Below are 13,398 nucleotides of genomic sequence, written 5' to 3' on the forward strand. Positions count from 1 at the left end.
CGTAGCATCGGTAAATTGGCGATTTAAATGGTTATGGTTGTATGGCTTCGTTCACCCACAATCTGGAGAAACATATTGGTGGATTCTACCTTTTGTGAATACCGAAATTTTTAATCAAGTTTTAGCCGATTTCGCGCAACATTTTGAAGTCGGGGAAAATAAACAAGTCGTATTGACTTTGGATCAAGCTGGATGGCATACCGCTAAAAAACTTGATGTACCGCAGGGCATTCATATTATAGAAATGCCCTCTCACTCTCCAGAACTTCAACCTGCAGAAAGACTTTGGCCGCTTACAAATGAGCCTCTTGCTAATCGAACATTTAAAAATCTTGATGAATTAGAGGAAATTTTATTTAATCGCTGCCAACAATTACTCCAACAGCAAGACTTAGTTCGAGGTTTGACAAATTTCCATTGGTGGCCCCAAGTTGCGCCTTAATTATGGTTATACTACCGGACATGATATCAGAAGGTATTTGATGCGAAGGGAGAGCGCCCTGTGATTGTTCTCCCTTAATACGATTACTTGCGATCGCACAAACGCGGGTTTGTCAGTTTGCCGTTGTCTGTTTCCGTCGGCTCATCGTGGAGTGCGATCGCAAAACGCAGATGATTTGGAATCATCTGCGTTCATCTGCGGTTTGATTAAACCCTATTAAACTGAAGCCGCAACCTTATCTAAAGGCCGCACTTGACCGAGGAATTCGTGAAGTGCATCGCCTTCCACCACCTCAGTTTCCAACAGCTTCTGCGTAATTGTTTCCAACAATTCGCGATTGGCTTTCAGAATATCCAAAGCTTGCTGATGTGCAGTTTCGACAATTTCCTTCACTTCTTGGTCGATCGCCTCAGCAGTTTGAGCACTAACCGCACGGCGGGCATTTCCCATACCATCGTTGAGGAACATTGCTTGCTGACCTCGATCGTAAGCAAGAGGCCCCAACACCTTACTCATCCCGTAAGTTGTCACCATCCGTTCAGCTAAATCAGTCGCCCTTTGCAAGTCATTTGAAGCGCCAGTAGTAATGCTACCAAACACAACTTCCTCAGCCGATCGCCCTCCAAGCAGTGTAGCAATCTGACCGCGCAATTCCGATTCATCCAACAAGAAACGGTCTTCTGTCGGTACTTGCAACGTGTAACCCAATGCTGCCATACCGCGCGGGACGATCGATATTTTGGCCACTTCGCCGCCGCCGGTCAGTGCAGCACCAACCATCGCGTGCCCGACTTCGTGGTAAGCCACAATCTTTTTCTCTTTTTCGTTGAGCACCCGGCTTTTCTTTTCCAAGCCAGCTACAACGCGCTCAAACGCCTCAAAAAAGTCTTCCTGCGCTACAGTTAGTCGTTTGTTGCGGGCCGCCAACAAAGCAGCTTCATTGACCAAATTTGCCAAATCTGCGCCCGAAAAACCGGGGGTACGAGTGGCGACGGCCTTCAAGTCAATATCCGGGCCCAACTTCACTTTTTGAGAGTGAATGTTCAAAATTGCTTCGCGGCCAGATAAGTCCGGGCGATCGACCAAAACTTGGCGATCGAAACGACCAGGACGCAACAAAGCAGCATCCAAACTTTCCGGGCGGTTAGTTGCAGCAAGCACAATTACCGTAGTATTGCCCGCAGCAAAACCATCCATTTCAGTTAACAATTGATTGAGAGTTTGTTCGCGTTCATCATTCCCACCGAAGCTAGCGTTACTGCTACGAGATTTGCCGATCGCGTCCAATTCATCAATGAAAATAATACAAGGAGCCTGTTTCTTAGCCTGCTCGAATAAATCTCTAACTCTGGCAGAACCAACACCTACAAACAGTTCCACAAACTCCGAACCGGAGATGCTAAAAAAGGGTACGCCAGCTTCACCAGCCACTGCTTTTGCTAACAGAGTTTTGCCAGTTCCCGGAGGCCCGACTAACAGCACGCCTTTGGGAATTCGTGCGCCTATTGCCGTAAATCTGTCGGGAGTTTTCAGGAATTCAACAACTTCGACTAATTCAGTTTTAGCCTCTTCTACTCCAGCCACATCAGCAAAAGTAATTTTCGCCGATTCGCCTTCTACATAGACCTTAGCTTTGCTTTTGCCGAGCGAGAGCGCACCCTGAGGCCCGCCACCCTGCCTGTTCATGAAAAATTGAAAAATCGCCACAAAAATCAGCGGCGGAACCACCCAGCTTAGAACACTGCCAATCCAGCCATTTTTGGCAGGGGGAGTTGCCGCAAATTCAACGCCTTTTTCTTGCAAAAGTTTAGGCAATTCCAGGTCAAAAATCGGCGTAGTTGACAGCACTTGACCTGGTTGATCGCCTTCGCCTTTGAGTTGGTAGCGAATTTCATTTTGACCTACCGAAGCTCGGACTACATCTTGTTCTTGTACTTGATGGACGAACAAGCTGTAAGGCACTTGCGGAATTTGCGGGCCGAACAAATTCGGTAAAAAGATGTTGGCCAGCAGAAACAAACTTGAGAGCAATAACAAGACATTGCTAATTTGTCGAAAACGAGGTGGTTGGGGCTGGTCTTTAATGGCCATTGATAGCTGTCATCCTTTGATTTAAAGCTGTTTTATTCATCTATTTTCTCATCAAATACCCACACACTGTTAAGCGGATTTCCTCACTTTTTCGGGTGGGTTAACCCGCTAGCACGGATTTGCTATTATTAACAATGTTTTTTACGAACCGCGAAGACGGTAAGGACACAAAGGAAGAGAAGAGAAGAGCGTTATAGTATGTAGGGTGCGCCGAAGATCACCGAATATTTATGCAGCTTCTGGGTTTAACTGAATCATTTCCCAAGTAGTATAAGTGCCGATCGCACCCCAAATCGCGTAAGGCAAAAGTAACAAAGCTGCGGTTTGAGAAATCGGCAAAACAGCCAACGTCAGCACAACTCCCAAAATCTCGCCAACCCCTCCCAAAATTGTCCCTACTTTCAGACTTTTGGCTCTGAGAGTAGCAGGAATATAAGCAACTGTGACAATTTCTAAAAGCAAGTATAAAGCCATCAACAGCCATGTTTTAAGGCTCCCTGGCTCCTGTTCCCACACGACAGCAGCGCTGCCGGCCCCGCAAGCAAAAATCGCCGTCCAAATTAACGGAATAGCAGGCTCAAAAAACATCCAATCCGGTCTTTGAAGTTTGACGGCCCAATTAATATCGCGCAGTTTAAAAAACAGAGTACCGAAGGCGACTAAGAAAGTCACGCCGCCGATAATCATCCAAGATTCAATCATGGTTTTCAACTTTCCAATTGCTCGATCGCTCATTAAGTTGATCGTCCCAACTTACAGCCGAACTTCCATCCGCCTTTAGCAATAACTTTTGTAAAGCCCGATGCAATTATTGCTAACCGCCCGACACATTTTTAGCAAACTCATCGCGTCCAGACACCAAATTAGCTGGAACGCCGTTAGGGTAATTTTGTGCGATTAAAGCTTGCAACTTTTGCACTCGGTTTTCAGGGTTGGGGTGAGAACTCAAAAACTCCGGCGGCGCTTCGCCCTTCCTAGCAGCACCGAGAATTTGCATCACCTCAACAATACCTCTAGGATCGTAACCAGCTTCGGTCATAAACCGAAAACCGAGCTGATCGCTCTCAAGTTCATCCGATCTACCGTACCGCAAACCGACAACTTGATTGACAGCTTGAGCAATTAATGCTGCCTGCTGACCACCCCCGCGATCGTCGCTAGTAGCCACCCCAACCGCCGTTACCAAAGACCTGCCGAACTGCTGTTTTGCCAAGTGTTCTGCACCGTGGCGCGCCACAACGTGACCGGCTTCGTGCCCCAGTATAGCGGCCAACTGAGCCTCCGAATTTAGCCGCCGCAGCAGCCCCGCAGTAATGAAAACTTGTCCCCCCGGTAAAGCAAAAGCATTGACAGTTTGGGGGTCTCGCAGCAGGTGGAATTGAAACGGATAACCCGCTTGTTTCGCCGCCGAACCGTTGACTATTCGTTCGCCGACTCGATCGACATACTGCTGAATACTCTCGCTGGGATAAAGCCCCCCGTGCTGAGCAGCCATTTTATCTCGCGCCTGCAATCCCAAAACTATCTCTTGGCGGGGAGAAAGCTGCACCCGCTGTCTCTCTCCTGTTACCGGATTTTGTACGTCGTTTGTAAAATAGGTAATTGCCCCAAAAAATGCCATTAATAGCCCGATCGCGGCTCGAAATAAAAATTTATTCACAGGCTTTATACCTAAAAAGTTTCGCGATTAGAATACTATGGTGACAGCTCTCTCGACATCTGTCTGAAGTATCAAGAAGGGAAAGTTGTTTGAGTTTTTTTGGATGATTGGCGAACAAGGCTTTTTTTAAACGAACCGCGAAGGCGCGTTAGCGAAGCGGCGCGTTCGCGCTAGGACACGAAGGAAGAGAAAAAGAGAAGAAGAAGGTTATAGTTATTAAATTGGTTAAACTGAGATGTTGCACCATTATCAGCAACAGGCTTTTCGGCCTGTTCCACAAAGAATAGATTTTCTTGTGGAACAGGCCGAAAAGCCTGTTCCGAAAAGGCTAATTGAGAATGGTGGAACCTATGAGTTAAATCAGTTGAATCCTTTACAAAATCAGTTGCCGAACTTCCTTCGCAATATGTTTCAAGCTACCCGCCGCCGCCTCGCTATTTGGTACACTGCCGTTACTGCTGTATTGTTACTTGTATTCGCCACAGGTTTCTATTTTTACGTCCGCACTACTTTGATTGATCGCATTGATGACACCCTCCATCACGTTGTCGAAGTAATAGAGCGAACTCTCGTTATCGAACCGCTAACTTTCCCTAGTACCACAGATAAAAATAAATTGCAAGTTAATATTCAAGCGAGTTTTCGAGATAGCACTGATGCAGTAGAAGACGACCACATTGATTTAGAATGGTTCAGTCCTACGGGCGAATTGCTGTGGTCTACTTTATCGGAACCGCTGAATATTCCCATTCACGCTAACCGTACTGGCGAAACAGTTTGGATAATTAATAATAAGTTACAGTCCGATCAACACTATTCCCTCAGACAAGTAACGCAGCGAGTACAAAGTGGCCGCCAAGTTCTGGGATATTTGCGAGTCAGCCATCCTTGGTTTGAAGTGACAAAACCCATCCGCCAATTAATTCTTGATTTGATTTTGGGCGCGAGTTTAACTCTAATTTGCGTTGCAGCTATTGGCTGGCTGCTGTCGGGATTGGCTATGAAACCTGTGCGGGAGTCTTACGGGCGTCTCAAACAGTTTACTGCTGATGCTTCTCACGAACTCAGAAATCCGATCGCCACTATTCAAACTAACGTCCAAGTAGCTTTGGCGGAACCGGATATCGAACCGCAGCAACATCAACAGCTACAAGTTATCGAACGCCTCACCCGCCGCTTGGGGCGCTTGGTTGACGATTTGTTATTTTTAGCCAGACAAGATAGCGGTATCGTGCAGCAGCAGTGGATTGAAGTTCCCCTCGATGCTTTGCTGATGGAGGTAATTGAAGAACAACAGGCGATCGCCACTACCCAAAATCTCTCTCTTTCTTTGGAAATTGTCGATCTGCCCAACGCTGACGACAACTTTACACTGTTGGGAGACTGGGATCAACTAGCCCGACTTTTTACCAATATCGTCAGCAACGCCGTGCAGTACACGCCCTCTGGAGGTCAAATTCAAGTAGAGTTGGATGTGGCAGCTAAAAACAAAAGAAATTCGCCGATGTTAAATCCAGCGCTGCAAATAAAAGTAACAGACACCGGCATCGGAATTTCCACAGAAGCCCTGCCACATTTATTCGATCGATTCTACCGCGCAGATCCCGCCCGCACCCACCGCAGCGCCGCCGGTTCCGGTTTAGGATTAGCCATCGCCAAAGCAATTGTCGAAAATCACCGCGGCCAAATCCGCATTGACAGCCAGGTCGATCGAGGTACCGCCGTTACCGTCACCCTCCCCGCCCACAAATCAGAACAATTCCGCCTTTAAAACTTCCCCTCTTCCTCTCTTCCTCTGCGCCCTCTGCGCCCTCTGCGGTTTAAAAAAAATCTACCCCTCAAACCCTTATTCTTCCTACCTCGCGCCCAAACCCAGCTATTAAAATTCATTTACGCCATAGATTAACATAAACGTTGTTGGAAAACCTCGATCGAACTTGTGAGGAGTTATTTATGTTTCGCCACAATCTACCGTTTAAAAAAATCAGCTTGCTAGTAGCCACCTGCGGAGGTTTACTCGTTAGTCTCGCAACACTTTCCCAAGCCGGCGGCCCCCCGCCCCAACAAGGAAAACCCGTTTCCCAACCCGCAGAGACTCCCTCAGAGACTCCCGCAGCCACTGAAGAACCCGTCAGTGAACCAACTCCGGCTGCGAGTCCGAACCCCAGCGGGATGCCATCTACACCCACAGACGCGCCTCCCCGCTTCCCACTGCCCAGTGCGCGAGTTACGCCTGCCGAAGGCGGGATAGTAATTAAACTGGTGAATACCACCAATGCTGTCATCAATTATCAAATCGTAGGCGTTACCCAGCCGCGCACTCTCGGCGAACAATCGGAAATTTTGCTTCAAACCCTCCCAGTACCAATAACCCTCACTTACCAGCGCCCAGACGGCGGATTGGTGCTGGTTCGCCCCCAAGCAACCGCGATGCCGGGAATGTTGCAAGTCAGTTTCGGCGCGACAACTGAGGTTGCCGCTGATACAAAATCTCTGGAAATTCAGGAAGATGGGAGGGTATTTTTGAATTAGGTTAATTGGTTAATTGGTTGACGGTTGACTGTTGACTGTTGACTGTTACCATTCGTGTCAACTTAAGACTAAAATCCCTAATAAATATCGTTTATCGTTGAGTTTCGATGCCCCCTAATCCCCTTATTAAGGGGGGATAAGAGTATTCTTACTTCCCCTCTAACTCCATTAATAAAGCGGGAAGAGCATTCAAAATCCCCTTTCTTAAGGGGGATTTAGGAGCGTCGAAACTTCGATACAAACGAGATATTATACACAGGGTTTTAGTATTATGTTGACACCGATGGGCTGTTACTAATTCCCAATTTCCAATTCCAAATTCCCAGTTAACCGTCAATCGCCGAGTAACAAAGGAGGTAACTTAGTAAAAGGTAAATCCTCGTTGACGGCATCAATTTCTTCTTGTTCTCTTTCGTTGATTTGACCGATATAAGACTTAAGAATTTGCGCCAGACGGTTGTTATAAAATCGGTGCAAACTATAATTGGGCGTAGCTGGAAAGCCGCGCCGTTTTTTGTGCCGCCCGCCCGCACCGGGATCGAAGCTTTGGATGCCCCGATCGATCGCCCATTCGATCGGCGTATAGTAACAAGCATCGAAGTGCAAGCAGTCTATTTCCTGCAAACTGCCCCAATAACGCCCGTACAGCCGATCGCCCTTATACAAACAAAAAGACATACCCACCGGCTGTCTCTCATCTTCCTTGTCGTAGGCGGCTACAAATAAAACTCGATCGCGATAATTGTGGTGCAACTGTTCAAAAAATCGCTTAGTCAAATACTTGCTTCCCCACCAACCAAATTTGTCGCAAGTATTCTCATAAAAAGTATACATTTGAGCAAACATGGCTTGGGGAATTTCATCACCTGTCAGCGTTTTTATCAACAAACCAGCTTGATCGACTGCTTTGCGTTCGCGTTTGATATTGCGGCGCTGGTTGGCATTAAATGCGCCTAAATAATTGTCAAAATTTTGATAGCCTTGATTTTGCCAAATATAGCTGTGGTGCAGCCAACTGCTGAAACCGTGGCGTTCCATTCTTTCGCGCCATTCTGGATCGACATAAAGGAAATTGCAACCGGAGATATTGTGGCGATCGCAAAAATGGTCGATCGCGCTTACCATTACTCCAGTTAACTCGTCTTCATCTTCTCCCTCGGCAATCAAAAACCGATAGCCTTCAGCCGGAGTAAACGGCGTCATTCCCATCAATTTGGGATAATATTGAACACCCAAACGTTGAGCTAAATCCGCCCACTGATTATCGAATACAAATTCGCCGTAACTGTGACTTTTGACATAAAGTGGCGCGCAAGCAATCAACTGTTTGTCTCGCCAGACTGTTAAGTGATGCGGTAGCCAACCGGTTTTACCTGTCGCACTGCCCGATACTTCGAGATTGTTAAGCCAATCCCATTCCAGAAATGGAGTTTTTAGTGGCATCGCCAAGGTATCCCACGACACTTGCGGGATTTCGCCTATTTTGCTAATCCAGGCTACAGAATATTCAGGTTTTGGCTGTTTCAGCATAGGGAGATTTGTGCGTAGAGCGATCGAACTTCATTTAAGTTAATACAATCTCCCCTGCTTGTGTAATTACTCGCCACAGGCAAGATGCCTGTGCCACACAAGTGTTGTGGGGTGGGTTTCTAGCCCGCCACAGGCAAGATGCCTGTGCCACACAAGTGTTGTGGGGTGGGCTTCTAGCCCGCCCCGAATCTATAATGCAAAAACACCTCTTGTCCCACCTGTTTAACCGCCAAAAGCTCCAATTTCGGGGCTAAATCCGCCAAAAAACCCTCTCCCTCAACAGGTGTCGGTGCATCCGCCCCGCCCAGAATTAACGGGCACACCGTCAGCCAAAGTTCGTCTACCAAGCCTGCAGCTAGCACAGAGGCTACCAGTTTTCCCCCGCCCAGAATCGCCAAGCGTTTGATACCGAAGCTTGCTAGCTGTTGAAACCCATCAATCCAATCAATCTCTCCACCTGCGGTTTTTGCATAGATGATTCGATCGAACATCGAAGGAAGAAGGAAGAAGGAAGAAGGAAGAGGGAAGAGGGAAGAAGGAAGAGGAGACGGCAATGCCGTTTCCCTACTGTCTTGCCCTGTCAGCAGCCAGCGAGGCACCGGTTGCTGGAAAAACCGCAAGTTTGGTTCAAATTGAGACGATCGCGAACATACAATTTGCACCGGTTGTGGGGGCTTCCCTTGCAGTTCCCTCTGTTTGACCAATTCCGGCGAAATCACTCTCATCGTCGTCCCATAAGCCTGTAAAGTGCCGTTGCCGAACAAAACCGCGTCACTTGCTGCTACTTGCTGTTCGAGGTGGGCTTTGTCGTTGGCAGAACCGAATCTCGCGGGCGATCGCACTGCATCTGCAATTTTACCGTCGGCACTAATCGCGAGTATTACTGTGGCGTGAGGTTCAGTCATGACTTATCAGAATTTCCCAGAACATTTAACTGTAGCAATTCACAACTATTTGTAAAGTTTGTTTTCAACTCGCTCCCACGGGTTTTATTTGACGGATAATGTGGGTTTATTTATTTTGCAACCCCAGCGATCGCCCTAGCAAAGTATTTACTTTTCTTTACAAACAGCAGATCAAAAAACGGCGCGACAGGTAAAAATTTCGTTGCAGACTTCAAATGCGTCGCGCGATCGACTAGAGTAAAAAAAATGGCTTTATCCGTTTATTCATCGCAAAGGAAACAAAGCTCATGGTTCAACGCGGTTCTACAGTTCGGATTCTCCGCAAAGAATCCTTCTGGTATCAAGAAGTGGGCACCGTTGCTACGGTAGACCAAAGCGGCATTAAATACCCAGTTATCGTTCGCTTTGACAAAGTAAATTATGCCGGCGTCAACACCAACAACTTCGCCCAAAGCGAATTAGTGGAAGTAGCAGCACCCAAAGCAAAAGCGAAAACAGGGACTCCAGTAGCTTCCGGCGGCAAACAAACCACGCTGGACGAGAAAACGCGGAAAACCGGCAGCGGTGGCGCCCCCCAGCAGCCGAAAACTTCAACCGACAGCAAACCCGGTTCCGAAGTGGCCGGCAGCGTCGAAGGTTCGCCAAATCAAGGAACAGAACAACGCTAATTGTGCCAGAACTGCCAGAAGTTGAAACTATTTGCCGGGGTTTGAATCAAGCAACCCTCGATCGAGAAATGTTGGGCGGCGACGTGTTGTTAAACAGCACGATCGCCCGCTCAATCTCTGCGACCGATTTTTTGACGAAACTCAAAGGAAAGTCGATCGCCCGCTGGTACAGACGCGGCAAATACCTCCTGGCAGAACTATCTCAATTCCCAGAAGGAGAAAGGGAAAAAGGGAAAGGGGGAGAATTTAGGGCTCAAACTCCAAGTTCTTCCACTCTTCCTTCTTCCTTCCTCGTTCCTTCAAAAGCCGGCTGGTTGGGCGTGCACCTGCGGATGACGGGACAACTGCTGTGGGTGAACCGATCCGAACCCCTGCAAAAACACGCGCGAGTACGGCTATTTTTTGAAGGAAACCAAGAATTGCGGTTTGTAGACCAGCGCACCTTCGGGCAAATGTGGTACGTGCCGGCAGAAACCGAGGTTTCGAGCACTGTCGTCGGTCTGAAACTCTTAGGCCCCGAACCATTTTCAGACGAGTTTACAACAGAATATTTGGCCCGCAAGCTGCACCGGCGGGCGCGACCCATTAAAACAGCTTTGCTAGACCAGTCACTGATAGCTGGTTTGGGCAATATTTACGCAGACGAAACTTTGTTTTTGTCGGGAGTGATGCCCACAACTCTGTGCGCGGATTTGACCGCAGAGCAAATTGGGCGCATCCATACAGCTATTATTCAAGTTTTACAGAAGGCGATCGCATCCGGTGGCACCACTTTTAGCAATTTTCTCAACGTCCAAGGTGTCAACGGCAACTACGGCGGCGTAGCTTGGGTGTACAATCGCGCCGGTCAACCCTGCCGCACTTGCTCCACAACCATCGAACGTATAAAATTAGCAGGGCGATCGACTCATTTTTGCCCCATTTGTCAGACATAGGAAGCAGTCAATAGATTTTAGGCTTTAGATTTTAGATTTTAGATGTACCCCACGAATCGCACTCCTTTATTCCTTAGTCCGCGTAGGCGGACTTTGTTTGTTTAGTAGCGATTTCCATCGCCGAGTGACTTTGCAGCCAAATCTAGATTAAAATTTGTATAGTTTTTTAAACTAAACAAAGCAAGTTATGGCAATCAAGAAAGGCAGTATAGTTCGCGCTGTACGCGAAAAATTGGAAAACAGTCTAGAAGCCAAAGCCAGCGACCAGCGCTTTTCCTCCTATATATTTGAAACAAAGGGCGAAGTGATGGATGTTCGCGGCGACTATGCCTTCGTCAAATTTGGCAAAGTTCCCACCCCGAATATTTGGCTGCGGGTAGACCAACTCGAAGATTTTCAGTAACTCACCACAACTAAACCTCACTGTTCTTAATGTAGCGAAGGGTGCACACCGCGCACCTTTCCCCAATTAAGCTAAAATCTAAAACCTAAAATCTAAAATCCAATGAATTCTCCATTAAACCGCGTATCAATTATTGGTGCAGGCAAAGTCGGCAGTACATTAGCCCAGCGAATTGCTGAGAAAAATCTGGCAGATGTAGTATTGCTAGATATTGTGGAGGGTTGGCCGCAGGGTGTTGCTTTGGATTTGATGGAAGCCAGGGGAGTGGAACGCCACGATCGCCAAATTATCGGTACAAATGATTATACAGATACGGCAAACTCAAATATCATAGTAATTGCGGCCGGAGTGCCGCGCAAACCCGGTATCAATCGGGAAGATTTAATTAAAATCAATGCTCGAATTGTCACCGAAGCCACAAAACAGGCGATCGAGCATTCTCCCGAAGCAATCTTAATCACAGTCACAAATCCCCTAGATATCATGACTTATTTAGCTTGGGAAGCTGCGGATTTGCCAAAACACCGAGTCATGGGGATGGGAGGAGTTCTCGACTCCGCCCGCTTTCAAACTTTTATTGCTATGGAATTGGGCGTTTCAAATGCTGAAGTCAATGCAACTGTCATCGGTTCTCATGGCGATTTGATGGTTCCTTTGCCCCGCTATTCTACTGTCAACGGTATTCCCATCAATCAACTTATGGATGCTGGGGCGATCGATCGAATCGTACAGCGGACTCGCCACGGCGGCGCAGAAATTGTAGAATTGATGAAGACTGGTAGTGCTTATTTTGCACCCGCATCTGCTGTCTGCTTGATGGTAGAATCTATTTTATTTAATCAGTCGCGACTCTTGCCTTGCTGCGTTTATTTGCACGGCGAATACGGCGTGCAAGATATCTTTTTAGGAGTGCCCTGCCGCCTGGGATATCAGGGAGTCGAACAAATAGTGGAACTCGAACTCAGCGATACTGAAAGAACAGCCTTTATCGAGTCGGGCAAATTAGTTGCCCAAAATATTGAGGAAGCGAAGGCAATACTGAAAACTGCTTCTTAAGCTGTCGAGTATTTAAATTACATATTGTCTGTTCCCCGTTTCCCGTTTCCTGTTCCCTTTCACCAAATTCTCACACCCTATTTAAATGCACAACAGCTTAAGCTTGTAGCAATTCGTCGATCGCAGCAGCCGATCGCTCGTCGCTTCAATATAATAATTTATACTGAGTATGACAGTGTGATCGCTCTTTCGTAAGTTGGCTTCGAGGATTTAAACCTCGCTTTGATAAATATTTTAATCATGCTTGTTATTCTGTATTTAACAAGCAGAAAATGGGTAGCAAAAAACTGATAGATAAACACAACATTGTACTATCAAAAATGTGGTAATAGAGCAAAAAATTGCAAAAGCAATTAATTTTTTTTCGCGACAATGGCATCGAAATTTCTCTAAAAATTTCAGCAATAATCTTCCATTTTTTCTTTACTAAACCAACCAGCAGTTGGTTTTGGGTGATCTCTCACTCGCCATAGTATAGCCTTTCTCAGTAACATGAGGTGCACGCTTGATAAGCGGACATAGGGCATAGGCCTCCGTCGGCATAGGCATCCGTCGGCATAGGGTATACCTCACCAAGATTGAGAACTGCTATATGCCAGAACCACACGGTTGCACTTTAGAGGTAGAAAGCGAAATGCGAGTTTATACGAAATTTATTCTTTTGGCGGTAATAATAAAAAGGTGACAATCGCAACCGAAGGCGAGCCAAAAAAATGTCAAAATTAGTCAGAGACACTGGGAGCATCTCATATTTGTAAAAACACTTCTTCTGGCTTCTTCCTTCTTCCTCTTTCCCCGCAGCAAGAGAGCCTCAAAACTCCAATTTCTACCTTGCCTGCTTTCATTGAGATGCTCCCGATACGCTCCTCCCGATCGCGCAATGGAACCGGGTTTCTTGTTTCCACTTTCGGAGTTTCCCTGAGTTAATTACGTTAATAAACCGGGTTTATGTGTAAGTTTTGTTAGCATTATTATCAATAATTGACAATTAATCAAGTAGCAAATTATGCCACTTTTTCAGTAAATATACGGGAGCTAAGATGGTCGATTGACCTCCAAATCTCGAAAAAATACGGAAATGCAGTGTGAGTAGCTGCTAAGTGCTAGCAGAAGGAGGAGAATAGGTTCTTTGCCTTTTTGAGTTACCAGGCTCAACTTGCAGAGCGCTATTGAGAT

14 protein-coding genes are annotated in these 13,398 nt (G+C 46.8%); 8 read left to right on the forward strand and 6 right to left on the reverse strand.

Annotated features, from left to right (window positions below):
- Nucleotides 1-442 (forward strand): transposase (locus QUA07_RS11390; protein ID WP_333325044.1); only part of this gene is annotated, 442 nt, incomplete at its 5' end.
- 216 nt (nt 443-658) lie between these two features.
- Here the strand turns inward: QUA07_RS11390 and ftsH4 are convergent.
- From ftsH4 to QUA07_RS11405, 3 genes are all read right to left on the reverse strand, one after another.
- Complete coding sequence (ftsH4, locus tag QUA07_RS11395) at nt 659-2,533, reverse strand: ATP-dependent zinc metalloprotease FtsH4 (RefSeq protein WP_333325046.1); 1,875 nt, start codon at nt 2,531-2,533, stop codon at nt 659-661.
- A 228-nt stretch (nt 2,534-2,761) separates the two neighbouring features.
- Complete coding sequence (locus tag QUA07_RS11400) at nt 2,762-3,235, reverse strand: tryptophan-rich sensory protein (protein WP_333325048.1); 474 nt, start codon at nt 3,233-3,235, stop codon at nt 2,762-2,764.
- 112 nt (nt 3,236-3,347) lie between these two features.
- The gene (locus QUA07_RS11405; RefSeq protein WP_333325050.1) at nt 3,348-4,193 is read right to left on the reverse strand and encodes a M48 family metallopeptidase; all 846 of its coding nucleotides are present in this window, start codon (nt 4,191-4,193) and stop codon (nt 3,348-3,350) included.
- A 406-nt stretch (nt 4,194-4,599) separates the two neighbouring features.
- Between QUA07_RS11405 and QUA07_RS11410 the strand changes: the two genes are divergently transcribed.
- On the forward strand, nt 4,600-5,964 hold the full coding sequence (locus QUA07_RS11410) for an ATP-binding protein (RefSeq protein ID WP_333325229.1): 1,365 nt from the start codon (nt 4,600-4,602) through the stop codon (nt 5,962-5,964).
- Nucleotides 5,965-6,146: 182 nt separating this feature from the next.
- Complete coding sequence (locus QUA07_RS11415) at nt 6,147-6,725, forward strand: hypothetical protein (RefSeq protein WP_333325052.1); 579 nt, start codon at nt 6,147-6,149, stop codon at nt 6,723-6,725.
- Between the two features lie 333 nt (nt 6,726-7,058).
- On the opposite strand, the gene QUA07_RS11420 is transcribed toward QUA07_RS11415, so the two are convergent.
- Together QUA07_RS11420 and QUA07_RS11425 are read right to left on the reverse strand one after the other, a co-directional pair.
- Nucleotides 7,059-8,255, reverse strand: a complete 1,197-nt coding sequence (locus QUA07_RS11420; protein WP_333325054.1) for a GNAT family N-acetyltransferase — start codon at nt 8,253-8,255, stop codon at nt 7,059-7,061.
- A gap of 173 nt (nt 8,256-8,428) precedes the next feature.
- Nucleotides 8,429-9,160, reverse strand: a complete 732-nt coding sequence (locus QUA07_RS11425) for a RibD family protein (RefSeq protein ID WP_333325056.1) — start codon at nt 9,158-9,160, stop codon at nt 8,429-8,431.
- Nucleotides 9,161-9,447: 287 nt separating this feature from the next.
- Here QUA07_RS11425 and QUA07_RS11430 point away from each other — a divergent pair, with 287 nt between their 5' ends.
- From QUA07_RS11430 to QUA07_RS11450, 5 genes are all read left to right on the forward strand, one after another.
- Nucleotides 9,448-9,828 (forward strand): photosystem I reaction center subunit IV, encoded by a 381-nt coding sequence (locus QUA07_RS11430; protein WP_333325058.1) that lies wholly within the window; start codon nt 9,448-9,450, stop codon nt 9,826-9,828.
- A 2-nt stretch (nt 9,829-9,830) separates the two neighbouring features.
- Nucleotides 9,831-10,763 carry a DNA-formamidopyrimidine glycosylase gene (locus QUA07_RS11435; protein ID WP_333325060.1) on the forward strand — a complete coding sequence of 311 codons (933 nt, stop codon included), beginning with the start codon at nt 9,831-9,833 and terminating at the stop codon, nt 10,761-10,763.
- 187 nt (nt 10,764-10,950) lie between these two features.
- The gene (locus QUA07_RS11440; RefSeq protein ID WP_333053996.1) at nt 10,951-11,166 is read left to right on the forward strand and encodes an NAD(P)H-quinone oxidoreductase subunit O; all 216 of its coding nucleotides are present in this window, start codon (nt 10,951-10,953) and stop codon (nt 11,164-11,166) included.
- Between the two features lie 102 nt (nt 11,167-11,268).
- Nucleotides 11,269-12,222: a malate dehydrogenase gene (mdh, locus tag QUA07_RS11445; RefSeq protein WP_333325062.1), complete on the forward strand. Its 954-nt coding sequence runs from the start codon at nt 11,269-11,271 to the stop codon at nt 12,220-12,222.
- Between the two features lie 24 nt (nt 12,223-12,246).
- Nucleotides 12,247-12,417 carry a hypothetical protein gene (locus QUA07_RS11450; RefSeq protein WP_333325064.1) on the forward strand — a complete coding sequence of 57 codons (171 nt, stop codon included), beginning with the start codon at nt 12,247-12,249 and terminating at the stop codon, nt 12,415-12,417.
- A gap of 551 nt (nt 12,418-12,968) precedes the next feature.
- Here QUA07_RS11450 and QUA07_RS11455 read toward each other — a convergent pair.
- Nucleotides 12,969-13,127, reverse strand: a complete 159-nt coding sequence (locus QUA07_RS11455) for a hypothetical protein (RefSeq protein WP_333086274.1) — start codon at nt 13,125-13,127, stop codon at nt 12,969-12,971.
- Nucleotides 13,128-13,398: the final 271 nt, after the last annotated feature.

The organism is Microcoleus sp. T3_A4 (assembly GCF_036700465.1).
Taxonomy (GTDB): domain Bacteria; phylum Cyanobacteriota; class Cyanobacteriia; order Cyanobacteriales; family Microcoleaceae; genus Microcoleus.